Consider the following 26,425-nt stretch of genomic DNA (forward strand, 5'->3'; position numbering starts at 1 on the left):
ACGATACCGGCCTTCGGCGCAGGCACTTCCATGCTGGCCTTGTCCGATTCAAGCGTCAGGATGCTCTGCTCGGCTTCGATACGGTCACCGACCTTCACAAACAGTTCAATGACTTCACCTTCACCGCTGCCGATGTCAGGTACGCGAATGAGTTCGCTCACAAAAATTCTCCTCAGCAGTCCAGTGGGTTGCGTTTTTCCGGATCGATGCCGAACTTGACGATGGCCTCGGCCACCACCTTGGGTTCGATATCGCCACGGTCAGCCAGGGCTTCCAGGGCTGCCAACACAACGAACTTACGGTCGACTTCGAAGAAGTGACGCAGCTTCTTGCGGCTGTCGCTACGGCCGAAACCGTCGGTGCCCAGCACCTTGAATTCCTTGGAAGGAACCCACTGGCGGATCTGCTCGGCGAACAGTTTCATGTAGTCGGTCGAGGCGATGACCGGACCTTTGCGGCCGTTCAGGCATTCTTCGACGTAGCTCAGTTTCGGCTTCTGGCCTGGGTGCAGACGGTTGCTGCGCTCTACGGCCAGGCCGTCGCGACGCAGTTCGTTGAAGCTGGTGACGCTCCACACGTCAGCGCCGACGTTGAACTCTTCACGCAGGATCTTCGCTGCTTCACGCACTTCGCGCAGGATGGTGCCGGAGCCCATCAGTTGGACGTGGTGCGCCGCTTCGCGGGTATCTTCTTCGAGCAGGTACATGCCCTTGATGATGCCTTCCTCCACGCCGGCCGGCATGGCTGGCTGCTGGTAGGATTCGTTCATCACGGTGATGTAGTAGAAAACGTCCTGCTGCTCTTCGGTCATCTTCTTCATGCCGTCCTGGATGATCACCGCCAGCTCGTAGCCGTAGGTTGGATCAAAGGTGCGGCAGTTCGGGATGGTGGCAGCCAGGATGTGGCTGTGACCGTCTTCGTGTTGCAGGCCTTCGCCGTTGAGCGTGGTTCTGCCGGCGGTGCCGCCGATCAGGAAACCACGGGTCCGGCTGTCGCCAGCGGCCCAGGCCAGGTCGCCGATACGCTGGAAGCCGAACATCGAGTAGAAGATGTAGAACGGCAGCATCGGCTGGTTGTGGCTGGAGTACGAAGTACCGGCTGCGATGAACGAGCTCATGGCGCCCGCTTCGTTGATGCCTTCTTCGAGGATCTGGCCCTTCTTGTCTTCCTTGTAGAACATCACCTGGTCTTTATCGACTGGCTCGTAGAGCTGGCCGACGGAGGAGTAGATGCCCAACTGACGGAACATGCCTTCCATGCCGAAGGTACGGGCTTCGTCCGGGATGATCGGTACGATGCGCGGGCCGATTTCCTTGTCCTTGACCAATTGCGCGAGGATTCGCACGAAGGCCATGGTGGTGGAAATCTCACGGTCGCCCGAGCCGTCAAGGATGGCCTTGAGGGTATCGAGCGATGGGGTCGGCACGCTGAAGCTCTGGGCGCGGCGCTGGGGCACGAAACCACCCAGTGCGGTGCGACGCTCGCTCAGGTAGCGGGCTTCGGCGCTGTTGGGCTCCGGCTTGAAGAACGGCAGGTTTTCCAGTTCCTCGTCCTTGACCGGGATGTCGAAGCGGTCGCGGAACAACTTCAGGCTGTCGACGTCGACTTTCTTGGTGTTGTGCGCAGTGTTTTTCGCTTCGCCGGCACCGGTGCCATAACCCTTGATGGTCTTGGCCAGGATGACGGTCGGTTGTTCCTTGTGGTTGACCGCTTCGTGGTACGCCGCGTAGACCTTGTACGGGTCGTGGCCGCCACGGTTGAGCTTCCAGATCTCGTCGTCGGACAGATCGGCAACCATTGCCTTGAGTTCAGGCGTGTTGAAGAAGTGCTCACGGACGAACGCGCCGTCCTTGGCCTTGTAATTCTGGTATTCGCCGTCGATGACTTCGTCCATGCGGCGTTGCAGGATGCCGTCGACGTCCTTGGCCAGCAGTGGGTCCCAGAAACGGCCCCAGATGACCTTGGTCACGTTCCACTGGGCGCCGCGGAACACGCCTTCGAGTTCCTGGATGATCTTGCCGTTGCCGCGAACCGGGCCGTCGAGGCGCTGCAGGTTGCAGTTGATGACGAAGATCAGGTTGTCCAGCTTCTCGCGGCCGGCCAGAGAGATGGCGCCCAGGGATTCCGGCTCGTCGCACTCGCCGTCGCCCAGGAAGCACCAGACTTTCTGCTTGCCTTCGGGAATGAAGCCACGGGCTTCCAGGTACTTCATGAAACGCGCCTGGTAGATGGCCTGAATCGGGCCCAGACCCATGGATACGGTCGGGAACTGCCAGAAGTCCGGCATCAGCCAAGGGTGCGGATAGGACGACAGGCCCTGACCATCCACTTCCTGGCGGAAGTTGTTCATCTGCTCTTCGCTGATGCGGCCTTCCATGAATGCACGGGCGTAAACGCCTGGCGAGGTGTGGCCCTGGAAGTAGATCAGGTCGCCGCCGTGTTCGTCGGTCGGGGCCTGGAAGAAATAGTTGAAGCCGATGTCGTACAAGGTTGCGCTGGAGGCGAAGCTGGAGATGTGACCGCCCAGGTCAGAATCTTTCAGGTTCGTACGCATCACCATGGCCATCGCGTTCCAGCGTACCAGCGAGCGAATGCGGCGTTCCATGAACAGGTCGCCGGGCATGCGTGCTTCGTGGGTAACGGGGATTGTGTTGCGGTATGGCGTGGTGATGGCGTAAGGCAATTGCGAACCGCTGCGGGTTGCGAGTTCGCCCATACGGGTCATCAGATAGTGAGCACGGTCTTCGCCTTCTTTGTCGAGAACCGATTCCAGGGCGTCCAGCCATTCCTGGGTTTCGACGGGATCGAGGTCTTGCATGGCTTGCTCCAGGGCGGAAAGGCTACCAGAATCGGTTGCCTGAGTTTGCGACTGGCCTTGTGGGCAGACGGTATAAATTCTTGGATTGCCGAAGGTTGTTTCGGCGGCGTGTAGTTTTACTACAAATCGTCGGCCGTTTCAGCCTTTCGAATGTATAGACGAGTAGTAAAACTACACATGAGCGGCTTGTGGCCCCTCGTTTCGTTGTGAGAATAATCGTTACTGTTGGTCGTTAGCCAACTCGTACAGGTAAAAACTTGATGTCGGCTGCCAATAAAATCAGATTTTCAGCTATTTATCATCTTTGTTCGACAGTCGATCAGGTAGTGTCATCTGAAAAAACACTACATCCAGCCTTCCCCGCGCCGATCAAGGATAGACCATGAGCCTGCCCTCGCTTACCGAAGTTCCGGCCATTCTCCAGTCATTGGTCAGTCGTGCCGAGCAGTCGTTCCGTGCGGTGGTCGCTTCCCTGGACGACGATCACGGGCTGTCCACCTGGGCGCCCGAACGCTGGAGCGAGTTCAACCGTGTCGCCGCCGCCAGTGATTTTTTTATCGAGCAGAGTGTTCGTGACCCCTCGATGCTGCTGGAGCTGGTGCGCAGCGGTGAACTGGACCGCCACCTGGCGCCCGGCGAAATGTGCGCTCAGATTGGCGCCGCCGTCCAGGCCGCCGAGACTGAAGACGAACTGGGCCGCGTCCTGCGTCGCCAGCGCACCCGCCAACAGGTGCGGATCATCTGGCGCGACCTGACCCGCCAGGCCGACCTGGTCCAGACCTGTCGCGATCTCTCCGACATGGCCGATACCTGCATCGACCAGGCCTATCAATGGCTGTACCAGCGCCATAGTCAGCAATTCGGTACGCCTACCGGACGGCGCAGCGGTGAACCGCAGCACATGGTCATCCTGGGCATGGGCAAGCTTGGCGCGGTGGAACTGAACCTGTCGTCGGACATCGATCTGATTTTCGCCTACCCCGAGGGCGGCGAGACCGTTGGCGCCAAGCGGGCACTGGATAACCAGGAGTTTTTCATTCGTGTGGGGCAGCGCCTGATCAAGGCCCTGGATCCGATGACCGTCGACGGCTTCGTATTCCGTGTCGACATGCGTCTGCGCCCTTATGGTTCGGCCGGAGCGCTGGTGCTGAGTTTCAACGCGCTGGAGCAGTATTATCAGGACCAGGGTCGTGACTGGGAACGCTACGCGATGATCAAGGCGCGGGTGGTGGCGGGAGACCAGGTGGCCGGCGCGCAACTGCTCGACATGCTGCGCCCGTTCGTTTATCGCCGTTACCTGGACTTTTCTGCCATCGAAGCGCTGCGCACCATGAAGCAGTTGATCCAGCAGGAAGTGCGGCGCAAGGGTATGGCCGACAACATCAAGCTGGGTTCGGGCGGCATCCGCGAGGTGGAGTTCATTGCCCAGGCGTTCCAGTTGATCCATGGCGGTCGTGACTTGAGTTTGCAGCAGCGTCCGCTGTTGAAAGTACTGGCGACCCTGGAAGGCCAGGGTTATCTGCCGGCCAAGGTGGTCGACGAGCTGCGCCAGGGTTATGAGTTTTTGCGTTACACCGAACACGCGATCCAGGCCATCGCCGACCGTCAGACCCAGATGCTGCCGGACACTGCGCAGGACCAGGCGCGCATTGCGTTCATGCTGGGTTTTGCCGACTGGGCGGCCTTCCATGAGCAATTGATGTACTGGCGCGGTCGCGTAGCCTGGCACTTCGGCCAGGTCATCGCCGACCCGGATGAAGAGCAGGACGGAGAAAGCGAAGTAACGGTGGGCGGCGAATGGTTGCCGCTGTGGGAAGACAGCCAGGATGAAGAGGCGGCGTGTCGTCAACTGGAGGAGGGCGGCTTCGTCGATGCCCCCAAGGCGCTCAAAGCCCTGGCCGCCCTGCGCGGCAGTGCGCAGTTGCGTGCCATGCAGCGTTTGGGGCGCGAGCGTCTGGATGCGTTCATTCCGCGCCTGCTGGCCCAGGCGGTGGAGCATGCCAACCCGGACCTGGTGCTTGAGCGCGTATTGCCGCTGGTGGAAGCCGTGGCGCGCCGATCGGCCTATCTGGTGCTGCTGACGGAAAATCCCGGCGCCCTGCGACGTCTGCTGACGTTGTGCGCGGCGAGCCCGTGGATTGCCGAGCAGATCACCCGCTTTCCACTGTTGCTCGATGAATTACTCAACGAGGGACGCCTGTTCAAGCCGCCCCTGGCGCCGGAGCTGGCGGCAGAGTTGCGTGAGCGCCTGACACGCATCCCCGAAGATGACCTCGAGCAGCAAATGGAAGCCCTGCGGCATTTCAAGCTGGCGCACCGTTTGCGGGTGGCCGCCTCGGAAATTGCCGGCAGCCTGCCGTTGATGAAGGTCAGCGATTACCTGACCTGGCTGGCCGAGGCCATTCTTGAACAAGTGCTGGCCCTGGCCTGGCGTCAGACCGTGGCCAAGTATGGCGTGCCACTGCGCACTGACGGCAGCCTGTGCGATCCGGGCTTTATCATTGTCGGTTATGGGAAAGTCGGCGGTCTGGAGTTGGGGCATGGTTCCGACCTGGATCTGGTGTTCATCCACGATGGCGATCCGCAGGCGGAAACCGATGGCCCGAAACCTATCGACGGCGCGCAGTTCTTTACCCGGCTCGGCCAGCGAATCATCCATTTGCTGACGGCCCAGACCAACTCCGGACAGCTCTACGAAGTGGACATGCGCTTGCGGCCGTCCGGGGCGTCGGGGTTGCTGGTCAGCTCCCTCGGGGCTTTTGCACGTTATCAGGAGAACGAGGCCTGGACCTGGGAGCATCAGGCCTTGGTGCGGGCCCGCGTGCTGGTGGGCAGCCAGGACGTGGGTCAGGCGTTCGAGAAAGTTCGTGCTCAGGTGCTGGGGCGCAAGCGTGATTTGTCGACGTTGCGCCAGGAGGTCAGCGAGATGCGCGCCAAGATGCGCGATAACCTCGGCAGCAAGGCCACCGCTGCCGGAACCGCAGCGAATGCCTTCGAAGCCACGGCGCCGTTCGACCTCAAGCAGGATGCCGGAGGTATCGTCGACATTGAATTTATGGTGCAATACGCGGCCCTGGCGTGGTCCGAGGAGCACCCATCGCTTCTGCGCTATACCGATAACATCCGCATTCTGGAAGGGTTGCAGGAGGTCGGGCTGATGCCGGCCGAAGACGCTACCCTGCTGCGCGAGGCCTACAAAGCCTACCGCTCCGCCGCCCACCGCGAGGCCCTACAGAAAGACGCCGGGGTGATTGCAGGCGACCAGTTTGTGGAAGAGCGCCAGCAGGTGCTGCGGATCTGGCGTGAGCTGGGGCTGAGCTGAAGATTTAAATGTGGGAGCGGGCTTGCTCGCGAAGGCGGAGTCTCAGGCGACATTGATGTTGGATGTGATGGCCCCATCGCGAGCAGGCTCGCTCCCACAATGGATTTGTGGTGCTGCACACTTGAAGCAGATGATTTTCCCCTGTGGGAGCGGGCTTGCTCGCGAAAGCGGAGTGTCAGGCAATAGGGATGCTGGATGTGACGGCCCCTTCGCGAGCAAGCCCGCTCCCACAGGTTTGGATTGGCGGTGTGTTGTAGAGTGACGGCAACAGGCAGCGTCCTAAGCCACAGTGATTGTCGAGGCGGGGAGGCGTAGGCCTCCCCGCATCGTTTTTGGAAGCCACATGAATATTCTGATTGTAGGGCCCAGTTGGGTCGGTGACATGGTGATGGCGCAGACACTGTTCCAGTGCCTCAAGCAGCGTCACCCGCAGTGCGAAATCGACGTGTTGGCCCCCGAGTGGAGCCGGCCGATTCTTGAACGCATGCCCCAGGTGCGCAAGGCCTTGAGCTTCCCGCTCGGCCACGGTGTGCTGGAGCTGGCGACCCGTCGACGCATCGGCAAGTCCCTGGCCGGTCAGTACGACCAGGCGATTCTGTTGCCCAATTCGTTGAAATCGGCACTGGTGCCGTTCTTCGCCAGTATCCCCAAACGCACCGGCTGGCGCGGCGAGTTCCGTTACGGCTTGCTCAATGACGTGCGCACGCTGGATAAAGAGCGCTACCCGCTGATGATCGAACGCTTCATGGCCCTGGCCTACGAGCCGGGTGCCGAGTTGCCCAAGCCGTATCCGCGCCCAAGCCTTGCGATCGACTCGGTGACCCGCGAAGCGGCGCTGGCCAAGTTCGGTCTGAGCCTGGACCGCCCAGTGCTGGCTCTCTGCCCAGGCGCCGAATTCGGTGAGTCCAAGCGCTGGCCGGCGGAGCATTACGCCCAGGTCGCCGAGACGAAGATTCGCGAAGGCTGGCAGGTCTGGTTGTTCGGTTCGAAAAACGATCATTCGGTGGGCGAGGACATCCGCTCGCGCCTGATCCCGGGCCTGCGGGAGGAGTCGGTGAATCTCAGCGGCGATACTTCCCTGGCCGAAGCCATCGACCTGTTGTCCTGCGCCGACTCGGTGGTGTCCAACGACTCCGGCCTGATGCATGTGGCCGCCGCCCTGAACCGGCCACTGGTGGCAGTGTACGGTTCCACCTCGCCGGGCTTTACGCCGCCGCTGGCCGAAAAAGTCGAAGTCGTACGCCTGGGCATCGAATGCAGCCCGTGCTTCGATCGCACCTGCCGCTTCGGTCATTACAACTGCCTGCGCCAGCTCATGCCGCCGTCGGTGAACGATGCCCTGGGGCGTTTGCAGGGCGCACCGGTGGAGGTTCAGTAACTTGCGGGTATTGCTGATCAAGACCTCTTCGCTGGGGGATGTGGTTCACACCCTGCCGGCGCTGACCGACGCGGCGCGGGCGATTCCCGGCATCAGGTTCGACTGGGTGGTGGAAGAAGGCTTTGCCGAAATTCCCACCTGGCACCCGGCGGTGGATACCGTCATCCCGGTGGCGATTCGTCGCTGGCGCAAGAACCTCTGGCAAACCATCAAAAGCGGCGAGTGGCGACGTTTCAAGCAAAGCGTGCGTGCCAAGAAGTACGATCTGGTGATCGACGCCCAAGGTCTGCTGAAAAGCGCTTGGCTGACTCGCTACGTCAAAGCTCCGGTGGCTGGCCTGGATCAGCACTCGGCTCGCGAACCTTTGGCCGCGCGATTCTATTCCCGTCGCCTGGCCGTGGCTCGCGGTCAGCATGCGGTAGAGCGCGTGCGCCAGTTGTTTGCCGTGGCACTGGGTTATGACCTGCCCAAAACCATGGGCAGCTACGGCCTGAATGTCGACCGCCTGGTTGAATTGCCGCGCAGCTACCCCTACGTGGTGTTCCTGCATGGCACGACTTGGGAATCCAAGCACTGGCCTGAGCTCTACTGGCGTCAACTCGTTGAGCGCATGGGCCAGTTCGGCGTCGTGGTGAAGCTGCCATGGGGCAGCCCGCTGGAGAAAGCCCGGGCCGAGCGGATCGCCAATGGCATGCGCAACGCCCTGGTACTGCCAAAACTGAATCTGGGCGGGATGGGCAAGGTGCTGGCCGGCGCGCAGGCCTGTGTGGCCGTGGACACAGGCCTGGGCCATCTGGCCGCTGCCCTGGATGTGCCGACCATTTCACTGCTCGGCCCCACTAACCCGGTGCTGACGGGTGCCTATGGCAAGGGGCAAATTCACCTCGCCAGTGATTTCCCTTGCGCGCCCTGCATGCAGAAACAATGTACTTACCCGCCGACCGCCGAAGATGCCCGTCGGTTTGACCTGAAACGCGAGCAGCCCCTGTGCTTCACGCGTCTGAATCCCGAGCGTGTTGCCAGCCACTTGAGCACGTTATTGGCTGAGGAGCCGCGCTGATGCAATTGGCTTTTGTCCTTTATAAATACTTCCCTTTCGGCGGCCTGCAGCGTGACTTCATGCGCATCGCCCTGGAGTGCCAGCGGCGCGGTCACCAGATCCGCGTCTACACGCTGATCTGGGAAGGTGACGTCCCGCCGGGCTTCGAAGTGCTGGTGGCGCCGGTCAAGGCGCTGTTCAACCACCGTCGCAATGAGAAACTCAGTGCGTGGATGGAAAAAGACCTGGCCAAGCGTCCGGTCGACCGTTTGATCGGCTTCAACAAAATGCCCGGCCTGGACGTGTATTACGCCGCTGACGGCTGCTTTGAAGACAAGGCGCAGAACCTGCGCAATTCGCTGTACCGGCGTTGGGGGCGTTACCGCCACTTTTCCGAGTACGAGCGAGCGGTATTCGCCAAGGATGCCAAGACCGAAATACTGATGATTTCCGAAGTGCAACAGCCTTTGTTCATCAAACACTACGACACGCCGCTGAAGCGCTTTCACCTGCTGCCACCGGGCATCGCCCAGGATCGTCGCCGGCCCGCCGACGCCGATGAGGTTCGCGCCGCGTTTCGTGCCGAATTTGAACTGGCCGATGATGATCTGCTGCTGGTGCAGATCGGTTCCGGGTTCAAGACCAAGGGCGTGGATCGCAGCCTCAAGGCCCTGGCCGCGCTACCTTCGCAGCTTAAAAAACGCACCCGCCTGTTTGTAATCGGCCAGGACGACCCCAAAGTATTCCAATTGCAGAGCGCCGCGTTGGGGCTTGGTGACAACGTACGCTTCCTCAAGGGGCGCAGCGACATTCCGCGTTTCCTGCTGGGCGCCGACCTGTTGATTCACCCGGCGTACAACGAGAACACCGGCACCGTACTGCTTGAAGCGCTGGTGGCCGGCTTGCCGGTGCTGGTCAGCGCGGTGTGTGGATACGCCCATTACATCGCCGAGGCCGACAGTGGCCTGGTGCTGGACGAGCCGTTCGAGCAGACGCAGCTCACCGAGTACCTGGGGCGGATGTTGGGTGACGCCGACGCACGCGCGGCCTGGAGCCGCAACGGTCTGGCCTTCGCCGAGACGGCCGACCTCTACAGCATGCCGCAGCACGCGGCCGATGTGATATTGGCGGAGCACGCACAATGAAATTGATGCTGGCCGAACCGTTCAAGAGCCTTTGGGCCGGACGCGATGCGTTCGCCGAAGTCGAGGCGCTCAAGGGCGAGGTCTATCGCGAACTGGAAGCCCGGCGCACCTTGCGCACGGAGGTGGATGGGCGTGGCTTTTTCGTGAAAATCCACCGTGGCATCGGTTGGCGCGAGATCTTCAAGAACCTGCTGACCGCCAAGTTGCCGGTACTGGGCGCGGGACAGGAATGGAAAGCCATTCAGCGCTTGCAGCAAGTCGGTGTGCCGACCATGACCGCGGTGGCGTATGGAGAGAAAGGCAGCAACCCGGCCGACCAGCATTCGTTCATCGTCACCGAAGAGCTGGCGCCGACCGTCAGTCTCGAAGATCTCAGCATGGACTGGGTCAAGCAGCCGCCACCGCCGAAGCTCAAGCGAGCCCTGATTGCCGAAGTGGCGCGCATGACCGGCATGATGCACCGGGCCGGGGTCAACCATCGCGACTGCTATATCTGCCACTTTCTGCTGCACACCGATAAGCCCGTGACCGCCACGGATTTCAAACTTTCTGTGATCGACCTGCACCGTGCGCAGATCCGCCCCACCATCCCCCTTCGTTGGCGCAACAAGGACCTGGCGGCGCTGTATTTCTCTGCACTGGACATCGGTCTGACCCGTCGTGACAAATTGCGTTTCCTCAAGGGTTATTTCCAGCAGCCGCTAAGGCGGATCCTGGCCGAAGAAGCTTCGCTGCTGACCTGGCTCGAAGGCAAAGCCAACAGGCTTTACGCGCGCAAGCTGCGGTACGGGGGCGCGCTCTGATGTCGGGTTGGGTACTGGAGCCTTCCTACGCTGAGCTGGCAGAGGATTTCGGCAGTCTTGATGCAGTGTTCGCCCTGGAGGGCGAGCGTTTGACGCGGGACCCGCTGTCCGAGGTGATTCGGGTACAGCGCAACGGCGTGAATTACTATGTCAAACGCTACACCGGGGCCGGCAAGGGGCTGCGGCGATACTTGGGTAAACCCCGGGTCAAGTCCGAATGGCAGAACCTCAAGCGCTTTGCCAAGTGGGGCATTCCCACCGCCGAAGTCGTGGCCTGGGGGCTGGAGAGACGTGGCGCAGCCTATGACCGTGGCGCGATGATCACGCGCGAACTGCCTGGCACCGAAGATCTCTCGGCATTGGCCAGTCGTCACGATCCGAGGCTGGCCAATCGTGCCTGGGTTGACGGGGTGAGTCGGCAACTGGCTGGCTATACCCGGACCATGCACGAAAATCGCTTCACCCATAACGACCTGAAATGGCGCAACTTGCTGATCGACGAGCAGTCACGGCTGTTTTTTATCGATTGTCCCAACGGTGATTTCTGGCGCGGCTTCTGGCTCAAGTATCGCATCACCAAAGACCTGGCGTGCCTGGACAAGGTAGCCAAGTATCATTTGTCGGCCACTCAGCGCCTGCGTTTTTACCTGCAGTATCGCCAGCGTAACCGGCTCGATGCGTGTGACAAGAAGCGCATCCGTCACGTAGTGAGATTTTTCGAGGGGCGTGAATGACTGATTTTCTGGCGACTGAAGACCAGTCATTGTTGCAACGCCACGGCCTGGATAGCTTCGAAGCCCTTTGGGAGCTGCAATTGGATGCGGTGGATGAACCCAACACCGCGGGTGGCGGTTGGAGCAGTGTCTTCCGGCTGGAACTGGAAGGGCGGGGTTATTACCTCAAGCGCCAGAGTAATTACCTGACCAGGACGTGGTCCCACCCCTTCGGCGAGCCCAGCTTTTCCCGGGAGTTTCGCAACATCAGCCGTTACCGCCAACTGGGGATTCCGGCCCTGCAAGCGGTGTTCTATGGTCAGCGCGATGTGGGCGGGGAGGTGCGGGCGATTCTGCTGACGCGTGCCCTGGACGGTTGGGATGATCTGGATTCATTGCTGCAACGCTGGTCGAGCCTGGCGGCGACGCAACGCGCCACCGTCCTGCAGGCTTGCGGGAAGTTGGCGCGACGCCTGCATGGCATGCGTCAGGTCCATGGTTGCTTCTACCCCAAGCACATTTTTCTGCAAGCCACCGCCAGTGGCTATCAGGCGCAGTTGATCGACCTCGAAAAGACCCGGCCGCTATTGTTCGGTCAGCGGGATCGAATCAAGGACCTGGAGCCCTTGCTGCGGCGCGCGCGAGTCTGGAGTGACGACGATGTGCGTCAGATGCTCTGCACCTACCTGGATCAACCGCTCAAGAGTGCACTGGTTGACCGCTGGATGACCCGTCTGACCGCCCGGCGCAGCCATAAGGAGGCTCGTTGATGCATTTATCCGAATTGAAGAACGCCGGCCGCAGCCCCAGCCTGCCTTTGAGCCTGGAGCTGGCGGACGCCGCCGGCCCGGCGCAATTGCAGCTGCTCTCCCTGTTGCGTGTGTTGCCGGGACAGCGCTACGTCGGTGCTGGCGTCTGGCGCGGCCGTCCGGTGTTGGCCAAGTTGCTGGTCGGCAGCAAAGCGGGCAGGCACTTTCACCGCGAACTGCAAGGCGTGCGGCTGCTGGCCGAGCAGGGGCTGACTACGCCGCTGTTGCTAGCCGATGGCCTGAAAGAAGGCGAGGGTGGCTGGCTGCTGTTCGAATTGCTCGAGGGGGCCGAAAGCCTTGGGGACGCCTGGAAACAGGTCGAGGGCCTGCCATTGCTCGCCGACGAACAAACGGCGGTACTGGCCGAGGCGTTGGGAGCGATTGCACAACTGCACAGCAAAGGCCTGTGGCAGGAAGATCTGCACCTGGACAATCTGCTGCGCCACGGCGGCAAACTCTACTTGATCGACGGCGCCGGCATCCGCGCAGAAACGCCGGGTCACCCGTTGTCGCGCAACAAAGTGCTGGAAAACCTGGGAGTGTTTTTCGCCCAGTTGCCCAAATCCCTCGAGCCTTTCAACGAAGAGTTGTTGGTGCATTATCTGCTGGGCAACGCCGAGCACGCATTGCCCATGGAGGCGCTGCAAAAACAGATCGACAAGGTATACGCCTGGCGCCTGAATGACTTTCTGGAAAAAGTCGGGCGTGAGTGCAGTCTGTTCAGCGTTCAGCGTGGTCCATTCGGTCTGCGGGCGATTCGTCGTGATGAAGAGGCGGTCATGGCGCCAGTGCTGGAGCAGGCCGATGCCTTGCTTGACCAAGGTCACTTGTACAAGACCGGTGGGTCGGCGAGCGTGGGTAAAGTCGATGTGAACGGGCGCTCCGTGCTGATCAAGCGCTATAACATCAAAAATTTCGCCCACTGGCTCAAGCGCTTCTGGCGTCCGAGTCGCGCGTGGCATGCCTGGCGCGAAGGTCATCGCCTGACGTTCCTCGGTATCGCCACACCCAAGCCGCTGGCATTGCTGGAAAAGCGTTTTCTGTGGCTGCGCCGCGGCGCCTACCTGGTGACCGAGCACCTGCCAGGGCCTGACATCATTGAGCGCCTGGCCCCTTACGTCGAAAGCGGCGCCGCTCCCGAGCCAGAGTTGCAGGCGCTGGACCGGTTGTTCGCCGGCCTGATCCGCGAACGCATCAGTCATGGCGACTTCAAGGGCCACAACCTGCTCTGGCAGGACGATCGCTGGGCGCTGATCGACCTGGATTCCATGTGCCAGCACCGCAGCCTCTCCAGCTTTACCCCAGCCTATGCCCGGGATCGCGCGCGGTTCATGCGCAACTGGCCGCAGGACAGTGCGTTGTATCGGGTGATTGATCAGCGGGTGCCCAAAGATGCATCGGGGTCTGGTTTGTGCTCAATACCCCTTGAAAAATGAGACGTGACGGTATGCCAGATTACCCCGCGTCGGCTCAGCAATTTTCACTTTTTGAGACTGAAGCCGACAAGCCTGGCGGTCAGCATAAGCCGACGCCGCCGGATGGAAAATTCAGCGACTTTATCGTGTACGTGGATGAAAGTGGCGATCATGGGATGCAGTCACTGGATCCCAACTACCCGATGTTCGTACTCGCTTTTTGCGTTTTTCATAAGCGCCATTATTGCGAGAAGGTCATCCCTGCCTTGCAGAAATTTAAGTTTAATCATATGGGGCATGATCTGGTCGGACTGCATGAGCTGGAGATCCGCAAGGAAAAAGGCGCATTCTCGAGTCTGTTTTTATCCAGGCAGCACAAGCACGCATTTCTTGACGAGCTGACCAGCATTATTGAGGCGAGCAATTTTATCCTGATCAGTTGCGTGATCGATAAAGCGAGGCTGCGTGATAAACAAGGCGGTGCAGATAACCCATACCACGTTGCTTTGGGGTTCTGTCTGGAAACACTTTATGAGTTTCTGAAAGAGAAGACCCAACAGGATGCGTTAACTCATGTGATTGTCGAGCGCAGAGGAAAGAAAGAAGATGACGAGCTTGAATTGGAGTTTCGTCGCATGTGCGACGGCGCTAACCGTATGGGTATTCAGCTTCCATTTGATACTGTCTTTGCGACTAAACAGGTTAACTCTACTGGCCTGCAGCTGGCAGATCTCGTTGCGAGACCTATTGGTATGAGTGTCCTACGTGCAGGACAGGAAAACCGGGCTTTTGATGTGCTCAAGCGCAAGTTCTACTGCAGCGGCGGGCGTGACAAGGTAGGGGAAGGTTTTGAAAATTGGGGGTTGAAGATATTCCCGCTTCCAGAAAGCGAAAAGCCCCGGTGAAACTCACCGAGGCTTAGACGCCGACCGGGATCCCCCAGTCCATTTGCGCGAAGTCTAGGTTGGTAGCCATTAGCTGTCAATGAACACTCCCCCAAGGGCCTGCCGTTTGCAGCTAGAGGCTTGCCGCTGCTTTTAAGCTATAATCCCGCCCTTTAGCTGCCCCGCGCTCCGGCGTGCGGCACATCTTTTTTCGAGGCGTTTGTCGCCTCGCATGCAGACATTAAGAGGCTAGACCCCTGTGGCATTGACGATTCTTGGCCTGTCCGGCGCCCTTAGCCATGATCCTTCCGCAGCGCTGTATATCGACGGCAAGCTGATCGCGGCGGCCGAGGAAGAGCGCTTCGTACGCGATAAACATGCAAAGAACCGCATGCCCTATGAATCGGCGAAGTTCTGTCTGGAGCAGGCCGGTATCAAGCCGTCCGACGTCGATGTGGTGGCGATTCCGTTTGCGCCAATCAGCTTGTTCGGCGAGGCGCGCTGGCACTACGCCAAGCGTTACTGGTACGCCCCGGATCGCGCCCTCGATGCGATCCTGATGGGCAACCGTCGTTATAAGCGTTATCGCCGCAAGATCGTCTGGTGCCTGGAGCAACTGGGTTTTGATCCGAAAAAAATCAAGATCGAGCCGGTCGAGCACCACCTGGCCCACGCCTCCAGTGCCTACCACTGCTCCGGATTTCAGGAGAAAACCGCGATCCTGGGCATCGACGGCAAGGGCGAATACGCCACGACCTTCTTCGGCTACGGCGAAAACGGCAAGATCCACAAGATCAAGGAATTCTTCGACCCGGATTCCCTTGGCGGCCTGTACGGCGCGATCACCGAGTTCCTGGGCTTTGAAATGCTCGACGGTGAATTCAAGGTCATGGGCATGGCGCCTTACGGCGATGCCAGCAAGTACGACTTCTCGCGCCTGGCCTCGTTCGAAAACGGCGAGCTGGTGATCAATACCGACTACGCCAACGTGATCGGCCTGCGTCGCTATAAAGAGAAGGGCAAGGGTTTCTACTTCTCGCCGAAGTTGATCGAGTGGCTCGGCCCGAAACGGGAAGGCGACATCGCCGACGAGCCGTACATCCACTACGCGGCCAGCATGCAGGCGCTGTTCGAAAAGCTCGCGCTGCAGATGATCGACCACTATCTGGGCGACGTGCTCAAGGAGACCGGCAAGCTGGCGTTCGCCGGTGGCTGTGCGTTGAACGTCAAGCTGAACCAGAAAATCATCGCCCGTGACGACGTCAAGGAACTGTTCGTGCAACCGGCTTCCGGCGACGCCGGCACCGCCGTGGGGGCGGCAGCTTATGTGTCCCACGCCCGTGGCGTGCCGGTGGAGAAGATGGAACACGTCTACCTCGGCCCGGCCTACAGCAACGAAGACGTCATCGCCGCCTGCGCCCGCCATCCGAGCAAGCCTGCGTGGCGCAAGATCGACAACACCCCTGAGCGCATTGCCAAGATCATGGTCGACGGCAACCCGGTGGCCTGGTTCCAGGGGCGCATGGAGTTTGGCCCGCGTGCCTTGGGCGGTCGCTCGATCATCGGTTGCCCGAGCGCCAGCGGCGTGGCCGATCGCATCAACGAACAGATCAAGTTCCGCGAGCGCTGGAGGCCTTTCTGCCCGTCGATGCTCGACACGGTTGCACCGCAGATGATCAAGGTTGATCACCCTGCGCCGTTCATGACGTTCACTTTCGAAGTGGCCGAAGAGTGGAAAACCCGCGTGCCGGAAGTCGTCCACGAAGACGGCACATCCCGGGCCCAGGTACTCAAGCGCGAATACAACCCGCGCTACTACGACATGATGAAAGCGCTGGAAGTCCTGACCGGCAATGGCGTGTCCCTAAACACCTCACTCAACCGCCGTGGCGAACCGATGATCTGCTCGCCCACCGACGCACTGAACATGTTCTTTGGCTCAGACCTGCAATACCTGATCATGGAGGATATTCTGGTGGTCAAAGACGGCGTGGATGCCTATGACACGTTCGGCTGAGCGGCACGTATTGCAGTTCTGTCACGGTTACGATGGGCCGTTCCTCGACTGCGCCCGTCAATATGCCAGTCTGTTCGCAGGCACTGGCTATCGCGTGACGACGGTGTTTCTCACCGGGGCGGCCGATACGGAAGTGGCCGCCGGTTGCGCCTCTGACGAGGTGCTGTTCATGGAGTACAGCTCCAGTGCGATCAGAGGCCTGAAGCTGGGTGCAATCAGCGATTTGAGAAAGATTGTCGCCTCGCGAAACTTCAGTTTTTGCATCGCCCATCGCTTTAAGCCGATCTATATCACCTTGCTCGCTACCGGCCTGCCGGTGATCGGAGTGCATCATGCGTTGGGGGACTATCAGCGGTTGACCCGACGGGTGTTCGTCCAGTTTTTCCGCAAACGCCTGAGCCTGCTTGGCGTTTCCGATGCAGTGCGTGACGACATTCGCTGTCACTTGCCTAAATGGCCGGCTAGCCGGATCCAGACCCTCTACAACCGTATCGACCTGGAAACCGTGCAGGCTGGCCTGGTGTCCCGGGACGAAGCGCGGCATAGCCTGGGGTTGGATGCTCAGGCCTGGATTGTCGGCAATGTTGGCCGTCTGCACCCTGACAAGGACCAGGCCACGCTGTTGCGAGGTTTTGCCCTGGCGCTGGAGTATTTGCCCGCCAATAGCCAGTTGGTGATTCTCGGCAAGGGGCGTCTGGAACAGGACCTTAAGGAACTGGCGCTGGAATTGGGCATTGCCGACCGTGTGCTGTTCCTCGGTCAGGTGCCTGAAGCGCGTCGCTATTTTAGCGCCTTTGATGTATTTGCTCTGAGTTCTGACCATGAGCCGTTCGGCATGGTGCTGCTCGAAGCCATGGCCGCTGGTGTGCCGCTACTGGCCACCGCCTGCGGTGGAGCAAAGGAAGTGGTAGAGGGTGTCGGCATTTTGTTTCCGCTAGGCGATGCCGAACATATGGCGCAGGGCCTGCAGCACTTGGCGGCCATGGACGAGTTGCAGCGTCGCAGGTGTGCAGAACTGATGCTTGATCGCTTGCGTGAGCGCTTTTCCGATCGGGCTGCTCGTGAGGCTTTCTGGCGTTTGCCCCTGGTCGCCGAACTGGCGCCCAGGACCTGATGCGCAGTAAGACTTCCCGTTATTTATCAAGTCGTTCGGTGCCGCAAGGAAGACGATGAAAGTTTTATTTTTGGTCCAGAAAGAGCAGCGGGCCATCTTGGACCGCCTCTATGAAGGCGTGGCAGCCCATTGCGAGTGTGACCTGCGCTGGCTCGACAGCAAGGAGCAGCGTAACTTGCGAGGGTATTTCCGGCGTCACGTGGACGTATCGCGTTACGACCGGATCGTATTTTTCCTGCGCTTCAAGCAGGAGATCCGCCAGGCAGCATTCATTCGCACGATCCCTAATCTGGTGATCCTGGAACACGACGCCTATCAGAACTACATTGCGTGCAAATACACTGGCAAGTTCAGTGCCCATTATCGTCGCCTCCCATGGGTGCGGGTCATCAGCTCCGGTTTCATGGTTGCTCAACGTCTTCGCGCCGAAGGTTTCGATGCGGTGTTCGTACCCAAAGGCTACGATCAATCGTTATTGCAAAATCAGCATCGCGAGCGGGATATCGAACTGGCCTTTGTAGGAAGCACCAACAGTGCCGCCTACAGTGGGCGCAAGATACTGCTGGATGAGTTGGCACGCGTTGAACCGCTGGTGGTAACCCGTACCAAGTCCGGGGAAGAGTATTGCGAAACCTTGAACCGCATTCGTTTTTTTGTCAGCGCCGATGTGGGTATGGGCGAGTTCATGATCAAGAATTTCGAAGCCATGGCCTGTGGTTGTGTGCTGCTGGCTTTCGATCAGGGTGTCGATGAAGCGCGTGCGCTGGGGTTGCAGGACATGCATAACGTGGTGTTGTATGGCGACGTTGCGCAGCTCCAGGAAAAGCTTTACCGACTGCGAGCTGACCCCGAACTGGCCCATCGTATTGCGCGCAACGGCCATGAACTGGCGCTGGAGCAGTTCAGTTTCGCACGCATTGGGCAGAAAATCGTTGAGGCACTGGAGCCGACCTTGCGGCCTCGTGCACCGTTGAGTCTGCTGGAAAAATTGCGCCTGAAACTGGGCGTTTGACGGGAACCGTTCAGCCATCTGGCGTTCGGATGGCGTTTGACTAAGTGGTATTTCAGGTGCAGTTTTCCGACGAAAGTGACATTACCCTGGTGGTGACCAGTTGCGGTCGGCTCGATCTGCTCAAGCGAACCCTTGAGAGCTTCGACCATTTCAACACCGCGCCGATACGTGAAGTCTTCATTACCGAGGACGCCGGCGATGAGGGTGTATATGCAGTTATTCCAGAGCATTGGAAGGATCGCTGCACCGTATTCGTCAATCAACCAAAGTTGGGCCAACTGGCGTCTATCGACTTGGCGTACGGGCATGTGAAGACCCCTTATATCTTTCATTGTGAGGACGACTGGGAGTTCTATCGCCCGGCCTTTGTAGAGGACTCGCGCAAGATTCTCGAATTGCGTCCCGAGATCCTACAGGTCTGGCTGCGCAACTATGTTTACGACCTGTGTGTACACAGTCCTTACATTCGCCTGGGCGAGCGTGAGGTGGTCGGTGGTGTACCGTGTTATCCGCTCATATCTGACAAGCCCGAGTGGCAGAGTTTTTCCCTCAATCCTGGCCTGCGACGTCTGAAGGAATATCAGCTCTGTGCCCCGTTTGCGGGCTATGGTGGCGAGAAGGCACTGTCGCTTCGCTATGCGCAACTGAACTTGACGGCAGTCACGCTGGAAGGGGATGCTGTTTTGCACACCGGATTCGGCGTCCATGTCGAAGTCCCTGTCGAGCGTCAGCGCAAAGCGCGTCGCAGACGCCGAGAGCAAATCAAGCTCTTTCTGGTTCTTTTGCTCGGAGTCTGCGTTGGCTGGCTTATCAACTATTAGATGTCTCGAAGCACGAATCCTGGTCGGCGATAAAAGGTTTGCTGCTTGATGAGCATTATCAATGTTATGTGGGCAGGCGGTTTGCCGTTTGCTTCGGTACACAAGGTCCATCATCAGATCCTTTCGCGAATCGAGCCCGGGATGCCCGTAAAAACCTGGCTTTTGCAGGGATCGGCTTCTGACTGTCAGGTCGATGTCGGGCCCGCGCATGAGTGGAATCTGACGTCAGCCCGACTCAAAGGGCGACACATCTGGCGCCTGTTCAGACCCTGGATGCGAAGCCGTTTTCGGGAGGCTTTGCTCGACAGTGATGCCCGCGTGGTATTGCTCGATGGCCTGGGCGTGGCCCGGACTCTCTTACCTGTGCTCAAGGACATGCCTCAGATCCGTGTGGTGGTGATCTTCCACGGCGCGACACGCCTGCACATTGCAAGCCGTGAGTTGCTGCGCGGGTTTCCTGCTTCGCGCCTGAGTCTGGCGGCTGTCTCCGAGACCTTGGCTACGTCGCTGCAGGACGAACTCGGCCTTCCGGTCGTTGCATTACGCAGCGCGTTCGATCCGGTTGCTTTTCAGGCTTCACTCAAGCCACGTGAGGAGGCTCGAGCTCGTTTGGGTTTGTCCTCTGCAGATCGGCGTGTATTTGGTGCCGTCGGCCGGTTGGTGGGTAAAAAGGGATTTGCCAGCTTGTTGGACGCGTTCGCGCGAGCGGCGTCGGGCCATGGCGATTGGCGCTTGGTCATTGTAGGTGAAGGGCCGAGACGCGATGCGCTCCAGGCTCGGATCGCCCAGCCGGATCTTGTTGGCAAGGTCTTGTTGACTGGGCATCTGGAGGATGTCGCGACGCTTTACAAGGCGTTTGATTGGGTGTTGATTCCGTCACTCGACGAAGGGCTGGGCCTGATCCTTCAGGAAGCGATACTGGCAGGCATCCCGGTGCTGGCGAGCGAACTCGCTGTATTCCGCGAGCAGTTGGGGGATACCGGCTGGTACGCACCGGCCAATGACGAAGTGGCATGGAGTGAGGCGATTACGCGGGCCTCACAAGTTCCAGCCGACGCCGTAGCGCTTGCCCAGTACCAGACGCTGAGTCCTGAGCAGGCTTGGCTAAGCTTCAGTCAGACCGCTCGGGACTTGATCTCAGGCAGGCAGTAAGGCGCTTTCCAGCGCTTGCATGGGAAAGCTCTCGTTCAGGTTCTCCCTGGCAATATAACGAGCGAAATGCTGCAGGTTGCGACGCACAAGGCGGCGTGGCAGTGGAGAGCGCAGAAAGCGCATGTCAGCGACATCGATCAGCCCCAGCTTGTTCTCAGGAGTGACGACGATGTTACCCAGGTGCAGAGAGCGGAAGTAGATGCCGCGAGCGTGAAGGCTGCGGATCAGCTCGACCAGTGTCGGTAGGGTCTGCTGCCAGCTGAAATTTTCCTGATTCGATAATTGACGCAGGGTTTTTCCTGGCAGCGGTCGATACAGTACGGCTGTCATGCCGGGTTTTTGCAGTTTGTAGAAGGCCAGCACTTCGAGCGTAGGCACGCCGAGTTCCTGCAATCGGACCGCGTTGTTGATGAACCGCGCTGAATAAGGCCGTAAAAGGGCTGAAGAAAAAAAACGCTTGAGGCGAAACAATTTGAGGATATTCCCATCCTGCAACAGATAGACTTTCGGGCCGTGGCCGTCGGCCTCCAGAATACTGGCGCCTTCAATCAATTGATTCAAAGCGGCTTGGGGAAGCCGTGAGGATTGCATCGTAGGAAAGCCTTGTTGAAAAAAAGAACCGGTGCCGTAGCGGGCCATGATGCCCAAAAGTTTGTGTTTTAACCATGCCGGTTTTGGCTGGTAGACCGTTTAGGAGCGACAGATGTACGCGACGCGTTGGGCACAGGTGTGGATGGCCTTTGGCTTGTTATGGTTTTTGATGGCGATAGCCCTGGCACCGACCAACAAGGTCTATCAGCAAGGCTTGATAGCGTTTCTCTGGTTGCCGGTGATCATCTTCGCTTGGTCAGCGCGCCATCGGCTGTTGGAGGTGTGGCGTGCCCAGCGGTTGATTTACCTGGCGCTTCTGGCGTTGGCAGCCTGGGCGCTGATTACACTGTTATGGTCCGAGGTATCGGAGCCGGGCCGCGAAGCCAAGCGACTGCTCTATATCCTGGCGTTCCTGTTGTTTTTCCCAATCCTTGCCAATGGTCAGCCTGAGCGAGTGATTCGTATCATGCAGTGGGGTGGCCTGGGGCTGGCGCTCGTAGCGTTGGTTTCCATTGTCGACTTCTACGGCATTGACGGGCGCAGGTGGGTGGCGCGCCTGGCGGGGCTGGGCAAGCTTTCCCATCCGATCCTGGGCACCTACGTGATCGGGCTGGCGGCGGTCTGGATGCTGCACTGGGTGCCGCGCCGGATCGGATTGCAGGTACTTTGGGCATTAGCGTTGGCTGTGCTGGGTGTCTTTGTCGTGATGTCCCAGAGTCGCGGTGCGGCACTGGCCTTGTTGCTGAGCGTGCTGGCAATGCCTCTTTACTGCGCCGACCAGCGTACGCGCGTCATCGCCGCCATGACGCTGGTGCTGGCCATGCTGACCTTTTGGTTGCTTGAGCCGCTGGTTATGGCCAGAGGTGCGTCCTATCGGCCCGAGATTTTAATGTCGAGCCTGCATATGATCGCCGAGCGGCCGTGGGGCGGCTTGGGATTGGCGGCTGACTACAGGGTCGCGACGCCAGGCCACTCTTTTGATCATGCGCATAACCTCTTCAGCCACGTTGCCATTCAGCTCGGGCTACCGGGACTCCTGCTTTGGTGCACTGTCTGGTTCGCGGTGCTGCGCGAAGCCTGGCGGGCCCGGGACACCCTGCTGGGCCGAGGCGTGCTGGGCATGTGGGTGTTTTCGTTCCTGGCGATGCAGTTTGACGCTGCGAGCCTGACCGGAACCCCGCGCGCGGAATGGTTCATCAGTTGGCTGCCGATCGGCTTGGCCGGGGTTTTGGTCTGGGCACGGGGCAAGCCGGGCGCCTGTGATAAAGTTCCGTGTTCTTCTTAATCAGTGAGCTCGACAATGAGTGACGCACCGCCCAAAACGGAACAGGATTCCAGCCTGAAGATCTATTTTCGTTTGCTGGGATACGTCAAACCCTACGCTGGCATTTTCCTGCTGAGTATCCTGGGCTTCGTGATATTTGCTTCCACCCAACCCATGTTGGCGGGGATTCTCAAATATTTTGTCGATGGACTGAGCAATCCCAATGCGGTGCTCTTTCCCACCGTTCCGTATCTCAAGGACTTGAAACTGCTGATGGCGGTGCCGCTGCTGATCATTCTGATCGCCGCCTGGCAGGGCCTGGGGTCGTTTCTGGGAAACTATTACCTGGCCAGGGTATCCCTGGGACTGGTGCACGACCTGCGAGTCGAGCTGTTCAACAAGCTGCTGGTGCTGCCCAACCGCTACTTCGATACCCACAACTCCGGGCATCTGATTTCCCGAATCACCTTTAACGTAACCATGGTGACCGGTGCCGCCACCGATGCTATCAAGGTGGTGATTCGTGAAGGCCTCACCGTGGTCTTCCTCTTCGCTTACCTCGTCTGGATGAACTGGAAGCTGACGCTGGTGATGTTGGCGATCCTGCCTCTGATTGCATTAATGGTGAGCAGCGCCAGTAAAAAATTCCGCAAACAAAGCAAAAAAATCCAGGTGGCCATGGGCGACGTGACGCATGTAGCGTCCGAGACCATCCAGGGCTACCGCGTGGTGCGCAGTTTTGGTGGCGAGGCCTACGAAAAGCAGCGCTTTGCCAATGCCAGCCAGGGCAACACCGATAAACAACTGCGCATGACTCGCACCGGCGCTGTCTATACACCCATGCTGCAACTGGTGATTTACACCGCCATGGCGGCTCTGATGTTTCTGGTGCTTTTTCTGCGTGGCGATGCGACGGCCGGAGATCTGGTGGCCTACATTACGGCAGCGGGCTTGTTGCCCAAGCCGATTCGTCAGCTTTCGGAAGTCAGCTCCACCATCCAGAAAGGCGTGGCCGGTGCTGAAAGCATTTTTGAACAACTGGATGTCGAGCCGGAAGTCGACAGGGGAACGGTCGAGAAGGAGCGCGTCAGCGGCCGTCTGGAGGTTCGCAATCTGAGTTTCACCTACCCTGGCGCTGATCGCGAGGTGCTCAAGGACATCAGTTTCACGGCCGCACCCGGGCAGATGATTGCGTTGGTGGGGCGTTCAGGTAGCGGTAAGTCGACGCTGGCGAGCCTCATCCCGCGCTTCTATCACCATGACGTCGGGCAGATTTTTCTCGACGAGGTGGAAATAGAAGACTATCGCCTGCGCAACCTGCGTCGACATGTCGCCCAGGTCACCCAGCACGTCACACTGTTCAACGACACGGTGGCCAACAATATCGCCTACGGGGATCTGGCCGGCGCACCACGGGCCGATATTGAAAAGGCGGCTCAAGACGCCTACGCCATGGACTTTATTGCCCAGCTGCCAAAGGGCCTGGACACCGAGGTGGGTGAAAACGGCGTGCTGTTGTCCGGCGGACAGCGTCAGCGTCTGGCCATTGCCAGGGCCCTATTGAAGAACGCACCGTTGCTGATTCTCGATGAGGCCACCTCGGCCCTGGACACCGAATCCGAACGGCATATCCAGGCCGCGCTGGATCAGGTCATGAAAGGTCGCACTACGTTGGTCATTGCTCATCGTTTGTCGACCATCGAAAAGGCCGATCTGATTCTGGTGATGGATCAGGGCCGAATTGTCGAGCGCGGTGTCCACAGCGAGCTGTTGGCGCAGAATGGCTACTATGCTCGTCTTCACGCCATGGGACTGGACGCTCCCACTCAGGATATCGCCTGAGTACCGCTCAAACCTGTGGGAGCTTGCGCTCCTGCAGGCATTGGTACGGCAAGTGTACCAACGTGACTACGAGATGCTCGGCTATGAGTGAAGCGCCAAAGGTGTTGATGCCAAAGTCAGAGATTCGCCCTTGCGCACTGGCTGTTGCCCCTGCGGACCGGGCCGCGATCAAGTCCCAGAGGCCGCGTTGCATCTGGCTGACTGGGCTTTCAGGTGCGGGCAAGTCTGCGCTGGGCAATGCTTTGGAGGTGCAGCTCAACCAGCAAGGCTTGCACACCTGCCTGCTCGACGGCGACAACCTGCGCCAGGGGTTGTGCCGTGACCTGGGGATGGATGCCGAGGCGCGCAAGGAAAACATCCGGCGGATTGGCGAAGTGGCGCGCTTGATGGTCGATGCCGGGCTGATCGTGATAGTGGCGGCAATCTCCCCGTTTCGCGCGGACCGGGAGGCGGCCCGTGCGTTGTTCCCTCAGGGCGTCTTCCTGGAGGTTTATGTAAGCACGCCTTTTGAAGTTTGCGCCCAACGTGATCCCAAGGGGTTGTACCGGGAGGCGCGCGCTGGGCGGATCAAGAATTTTACCGGGCTCGACAGCCCCTACGAAGCGCCGCTGTCGCCCGACTGTGAGATCGATACCAGCGAGGTAGAACTGGCCCAAGCCGTTCGCCGACTTTTGGCACTGCTGCAAAAGGAATGAAAAAAGCGCAGGTCAGGAGGGCCATGGACGAGCCTTCGCCAACCCTGTGCTAATATCGCGGCCCTGTTCATTTTGTATGTGGGATGCTCCATGAAGTTGTCCATGCCGCGATTCGATCAAGCCCCTGTATTGGTGGTCGGCGATGTCATGCTCGACCGCTATTGGCATGGCGGTACCTCACGGATTTCCCCTGAGGCGCCGGTTCCGGTGGTCAAGGTCGAGCACATCGAGGACCGTCCCGGTGGTGCCGCCAACGTTGCCTTGAACATCGCCGCCCTCGGTGCACCGGCCTCTCTGGTGGGGGTGACCGGTGACGACGAAGCCGCCGATAGCCTGACCAACAGCCTCAATGGCGCAGGCGTGCGGGCGATATTCCAGCGCGTTGCGCACCAGCCGACCATCGTCAAGCTGCGGGTCATGAGCCGTCACCAGCAACTGTTGCGGATCGATTTCGAAGAACCGTTCGCCACCGATCCCCTGGCCCTCGGCGCTGAGGTCGATAACCTGCTCGAAGGCGTCAAGGTGCTGGTGTTGTCGGACTACGGCAAAGGCGCGTTGAAAAACCATCAGGCGCTGATCCAGGCCGCTCGTGCCCGTGGCATTCCGGTACTGGCTGACCCCAAGGGCAAGGATTTTTCGATCTACCGCGGCGCGAGCGTGATTACGCCGAATCTCAGCGAGTTTGAAACCATCGTCGGCGGTTGCGCCGATGAGCATGAACTGGTGAGCAAAGGCGCACAGCTGATGCAGGACCTCGACCTCGGCGCTTTGCTGGTGACCCGTGGCGAGCATGGCATGACCCTGCTGCGTCCCGATCATCCGGCGCTGCACCTGCCGGCTCGTGCCCGTGAAGTGTTCGACGTGACCGGTGCCGGCGATACCGTGATCTCCACCCTGGCCGCGGCCATCGCCGCTGGCGAGGACCTGCCCCATGCCGTGGCCCTGGCGAACCTGGCGGCGGGTATTGTCGTCGGCAAGCTCGGTACCGCCGCCATCAGTGCCCCTGAGCTACGTCGCGCGATCCAGCGCGAAGAGGGTTCCGAGCGGGGCGTGCTGGGGCTGGAGCAGTTGCTGCTGGCCGTCGACGACGCCCGTGCTCACAACGAGACAATCGTGTTCACCAACGGCTGCTTCGACATCCTGCATGCCGGCCACGTGACCTATCTCGAGCAGGCCAGGGCCCAGGGCGATCGCTTGATCGTCGCGGTCAACGACGATGCATCCGTGAGTCGCCTCAAGGGGCCGGGTCGGCCGATCAACAGTGTCGATCGGCGCATGGCGGTGTTGGCCGGTCTTGGTGCGGTGGACTGGGTGATCAGCTTCAGCGAAGGTACGCCGGAAAACCTGCTGCGCGAGGTCAAGCCGGATGTGCTGGTCAAGGGCGGTGACTACGGCATCGATCAGGTCGTGGGAGCGGACATCGTCGCGGCCTACGGCGGCACCGTGAAGGTGTTGGGGCTGGTGGAAAACAGCTCGACGACGGCGATTGTGGAAAAGATCCGCAATCACTGAGTGGATGTCACGCCGGGCTTGGTGTCGGGTGAGTCCATGGATGAACGCTTTCTTGTGGCGAGGGAGCTTGCTCCCGCTG

21 protein-coding genes are annotated in these 26,425 nt (G+C 59.7%); 18 read left to right on the forward strand and 3 right to left on the reverse strand.

Translation table 11 applies throughout. The features are described 5' to 3' along the window. Positions 1-161 (reverse strand): biotin/lipoyl-containing protein (locus tag HU811_RS10685; protein ID WP_367616238.1); only part of this gene is annotated, 161 nt, incomplete at its 3' end. An 11-nt stretch (positions 162-172) separates the two neighbouring features. After that, positions 173-2,818, reverse strand: coding sequence for a pyruvate dehydrogenase (acetyl-transferring), homodimeric type (gene aceE, locus HU811_RS10690; protein WP_047225912.1), 2,646 nt, complete (start codon positions 2,816-2,818; stop codon positions 173-175). A gap of 382 nt (positions 2,819-3,200) precedes the next feature. On the opposite strand from aceE, the gene glnE reads away from it, so the two are divergent. The 14 genes from glnE (at position 3,201) to HU811_RS10760 (ending at position 20,442) form a co-directional block, all read left to right on the forward strand. Further along, the gene (gene glnE, locus HU811_RS10695; protein WP_186655766.1) at positions 3,201-6,140 is read left to right on the forward strand and encodes a bifunctional [glutamate--ammonia ligase]-adenylyl-L-tyrosine phosphorylase/[glutamate--ammonia-ligase] adenylyltransferase; all 2,940 of its coding nucleotides are present in this window, start codon (positions 3,201-3,203) and stop codon (positions 6,138-6,140) included. A 343-nt stretch (positions 6,141-6,483) separates the two neighbouring features. Further along, positions 6,484-7,518 carry a lipopolysaccharide heptosyltransferase II gene (gene waaF / locus HU811_RS10700; RefSeq protein WP_186655767.1) on the forward strand — a complete coding sequence of 345 codons (1,035 nt, stop codon included), beginning with the start codon at positions 6,484-6,486 and terminating at the stop codon, positions 7,516-7,518. A gap of 1 nt (position 7,519) precedes the next feature. Then, positions 7,520-8,578, forward strand: a complete 1,059-nt coding sequence (waaC, locus tag HU811_RS10705; RefSeq protein ID WP_092395660.1) for a lipopolysaccharide heptosyltransferase I — start codon at positions 7,520-7,522, stop codon at positions 8,576-8,578. Continuing rightward, positions 8,578-9,702 carry a glycosyltransferase family 4 protein gene (locus HU811_RS10710; protein ID WP_186655769.1) on the forward strand — a complete coding sequence of 375 codons (1,125 nt, stop codon included), beginning with the start codon at positions 8,578-8,580 and terminating at the stop codon, positions 9,700-9,702. Before waaC ends, HU811_RS10710 begins: the two co-directional genes overlap by 1 nt. After that, complete coding sequence (gene rfaP, locus HU811_RS10715) at positions 9,699-10,505, forward strand: lipopolysaccharide core heptose(I) kinase RfaP (RefSeq protein WP_186655771.1); 807 nt, start codon at positions 9,699-9,701, stop codon at positions 10,503-10,505. Before HU811_RS10710 ends, rfaP begins: the two co-directional genes overlap by 4 nt. Continuing rightward, a complete protein-coding gene (locus HU811_RS10720; RefSeq protein ID WP_186655773.1) occupies positions 10,505-11,239 on the forward strand; it encodes a lipopolysaccharide kinase InaA family protein in 735 nt (244 codons plus the stop codon). The genes rfaP and HU811_RS10720 overlap by 1 nt, the downstream gene beginning before the upstream one ends. Next, positions 11,236-11,988, forward strand: a complete 753-nt coding sequence (locus HU811_RS10725) for a lipopolysaccharide kinase InaA family protein (protein ID WP_186655776.1) — start codon at positions 11,236-11,238, stop codon at positions 11,986-11,988. Before HU811_RS10720 ends, HU811_RS10725 begins: the two co-directional genes overlap by 4 nt. Next, complete coding sequence (locus HU811_RS10730; RefSeq protein ID WP_092395670.1) at positions 11,988-13,463, forward strand: lipopolysaccharide kinase InaA family protein; 1,476 nt, start codon at positions 11,988-11,990, stop codon at positions 13,461-13,463. Before HU811_RS10725 ends, HU811_RS10730 begins: the two co-directional genes overlap by 1 nt. Positions 13,464-13,474: 11 nt before the next feature. After that, positions 13,475-14,347 carry a DUF3800 domain-containing protein gene (locus HU811_RS10735; protein ID WP_186655779.1) on the forward strand — a complete coding sequence of 291 codons (873 nt, stop codon included), beginning with the start codon at positions 13,475-13,477 and terminating at the stop codon, positions 14,345-14,347. A 238-nt stretch (positions 14,348-14,585) separates the two neighbouring features. Further along, entirely contained in the window at positions 14,586-16,343 is a 1,758-nt protein-coding gene (locus HU811_RS10740; RefSeq protein ID WP_047225903.1) for a carbamoyltransferase family protein, read from the forward strand. Next, positions 16,327-17,457, forward strand: coding sequence for a glycosyltransferase (locus HU811_RS10745; protein ID WP_186655794.1), 1,131 nt, complete (start codon positions 16,327-16,329; stop codon positions 17,455-17,457). Before HU811_RS10740 ends, HU811_RS10745 begins: the two co-directional genes overlap by 17 nt. Before the next feature lie 55 nt (positions 17,458-17,512). Next, complete coding sequence (locus HU811_RS10750; RefSeq protein ID WP_186655780.1) at positions 17,513-18,469, forward strand: glycosyltransferase family protein; 957 nt, start codon at positions 17,513-17,515, stop codon at positions 18,467-18,469. Between the two features lie 56 nt (positions 18,470-18,525). Then, on the forward strand, positions 18,526-19,290 hold the full coding sequence (locus HU811_RS10755) for a glycosyltransferase family 2 protein (RefSeq protein ID WP_186655782.1): 765 nt from the start codon (positions 18,526-18,528) through the stop codon (positions 19,288-19,290). A 48-nt stretch (positions 19,291-19,338) separates the two neighbouring features. Next, a complete protein-coding gene (locus HU811_RS10760) occupies positions 19,339-20,442 on the forward strand; it encodes a glycosyltransferase (RefSeq protein WP_186655785.1) in 1,104 nt (367 codons plus the stop codon). Here HU811_RS10760 and HU811_RS10765 read toward each other — a convergent pair. After that, the gene (locus HU811_RS10765; RefSeq protein WP_092395680.1) at positions 20,428-21,033 is read right to left on the reverse strand and encodes a BUD32 family EKC/KEOPS complex subunit; all 606 of its coding nucleotides are present in this window, start codon (positions 21,031-21,033) and stop codon (positions 20,428-20,430) included. The two genes, HU811_RS10760 and HU811_RS10765, sit on opposite strands and share 15 nt — an antisense overlap. 112 nt (positions 21,034-21,145) lie before the next feature. Between HU811_RS10765 and HU811_RS10770 the strand changes: the two genes are divergently transcribed. The 4 genes from HU811_RS10770 to hldE all read left to right on the forward strand — a co-directional run bounded on the left by HU811_RS10770 (position 21,146) and on the right by hldE (position 26,346). After that, a complete protein-coding gene (locus HU811_RS10770; protein WP_186655788.1) occupies positions 21,146-22,318 on the forward strand; it encodes an O-antigen ligase family protein in 1,173 nt (390 codons plus the stop codon). Between the two features lie 15 nt (positions 22,319-22,333). Further along, a complete protein-coding gene (gene msbA / locus HU811_RS10775) occupies positions 22,334-24,139 on the forward strand; it encodes a lipid A export permease/ATP-binding protein MsbA (protein ID WP_092395684.1) in 1,806 nt (601 codons plus the stop codon). 107 nt (positions 24,140-24,246) lie between these two features. Then, on the forward strand, positions 24,247-24,834 hold the full coding sequence (gene cysC / locus HU811_RS10780; protein WP_437179487.1) for an adenylyl-sulfate kinase: 588 nt from the start codon (positions 24,247-24,249) through the stop codon (positions 24,832-24,834). 90 nt (positions 24,835-24,924) lie between these two features. After that, the gene (gene hldE / locus HU811_RS10785) at positions 24,925-26,346 is read left to right on the forward strand and encodes a bifunctional D-glycero-beta-D-manno-heptose-7-phosphate kinase/D-glycero-beta-D-manno-heptose 1-phosphate adenylyltransferase HldE (RefSeq protein ID WP_092452427.1); all 1,422 of its coding nucleotides are present in this window, start codon (positions 24,925-24,927) and stop codon (positions 26,344-26,346) included. Positions 26,347-26,425 lie beyond the last annotated feature (79 nt).

The organism is Pseudomonas tehranensis, assembly GCF_014268615.1.
Lineage (GTDB): Bacteria > Pseudomonadota > Gammaproteobacteria > Pseudomonadales > Pseudomonadaceae > Aquipseudomonas > Aquipseudomonas tehranensis.

Bases quoted from the DNA above. Each gene is read 5' to 3' on its own strand.
- aceE (WP_047225912.1), bottom strand. From the start codon at position 2,818: ATGCAAGACCTCGATCCCGTCGAAACCCAGGAATGGCTGGACGCCCTG.
- glnE (WP_186655766.1), top strand. From the start codon at position 3,201: ATGAGCCTGCCCTCGCTTACCGAAGTTCCGGCCATTCTCCAGTCATTG.
- waaF (WP_186655767.1), top strand. From the start codon at position 6,484: ATGAATATTCTGATTGTAGGGCCCAGTTGGGTCGGTGACATGGTGATG.
- HU811_RS10710 (WP_186655769.1), top strand. From the start codon at position 8,578: ATGCAATTGGCTTTTGTCCTTTATAAATACTTCCCTTTCGGCGGCCTG.
- rfaP (WP_186655771.1), top strand. From the start codon at position 9,699: ATGAAATTGATGCTGGCCGAACCGTTCAAGAGCCTTTGGGCCGGACGC.
- HU811_RS10720 (WP_186655773.1), top strand. From the start codon at position 10,505: ATGTCGGGTTGGGTACTGGAGCCTTCCTACGCTGAGCTGGCAGAGGAT.
- HU811_RS10725 (WP_186655776.1), top strand. From the start codon at position 11,236: ATGACTGATTTTCTGGCGACTGAAGACCAGTCATTGTTGCAACGCCAC.
- HU811_RS10730 (WP_092395670.1), top strand. From the start codon at position 11,988: ATGCATTTATCCGAATTGAAGAACGCCGGCCGCAGCCCCAGCCTGCCT.
- HU811_RS10735 (WP_186655779.1), top strand. From the start codon at position 13,475: ATGCCAGATTACCCCGCGTCGGCTCAGCAATTTTCACTTTTTGAGACT.
- HU811_RS10745 (WP_186655794.1), top strand. From the start codon at position 16,327: ATGACACGTTCGGCTGAGCGGCACGTATTGCAGTTCTGTCACGGTTAC.
- HU811_RS10750 (WP_186655780.1), top strand. From the start codon at position 17,513: ATGAAAGTTTTATTTTTGGTCCAGAAAGAGCAGCGGGCCATCTTGGAC.
- HU811_RS10760 (WP_186655785.1), top strand. From the start codon at position 19,339: ATGAGCATTATCAATGTTATGTGGGCAGGCGGTTTGCCGTTTGCTTCG.
- HU811_RS10765 (WP_092395680.1), bottom strand. From the start codon at position 21,033: ATGCAATCCTCACGGCTTCCCCAAGCCGCTTTGAATCAATTGATTGAA.
- HU811_RS10770 (WP_186655788.1), top strand. From the start codon at position 21,146: ATGTACGCGACGCGTTGGGCACAGGTGTGGATGGCCTTTGGCTTGTTA.
- msbA (WP_092395684.1), top strand. From the start codon at position 22,334: ATGAGTGACGCACCGCCCAAAACGGAACAGGATTCCAGCCTGAAGATC.
- cysC (WP_437179487.1), top strand. From the start codon at position 24,247: ATGCCAAAGTCAGAGATTCGCCCTTGCGCACTGGCTGTTGCCCCTGCG.
- hldE (WP_092452427.1), top strand. From the start codon at position 24,925: ATGAAGTTGTCCATGCCGCGATTCGATCAAGCCCCTGTATTGGTGGTC.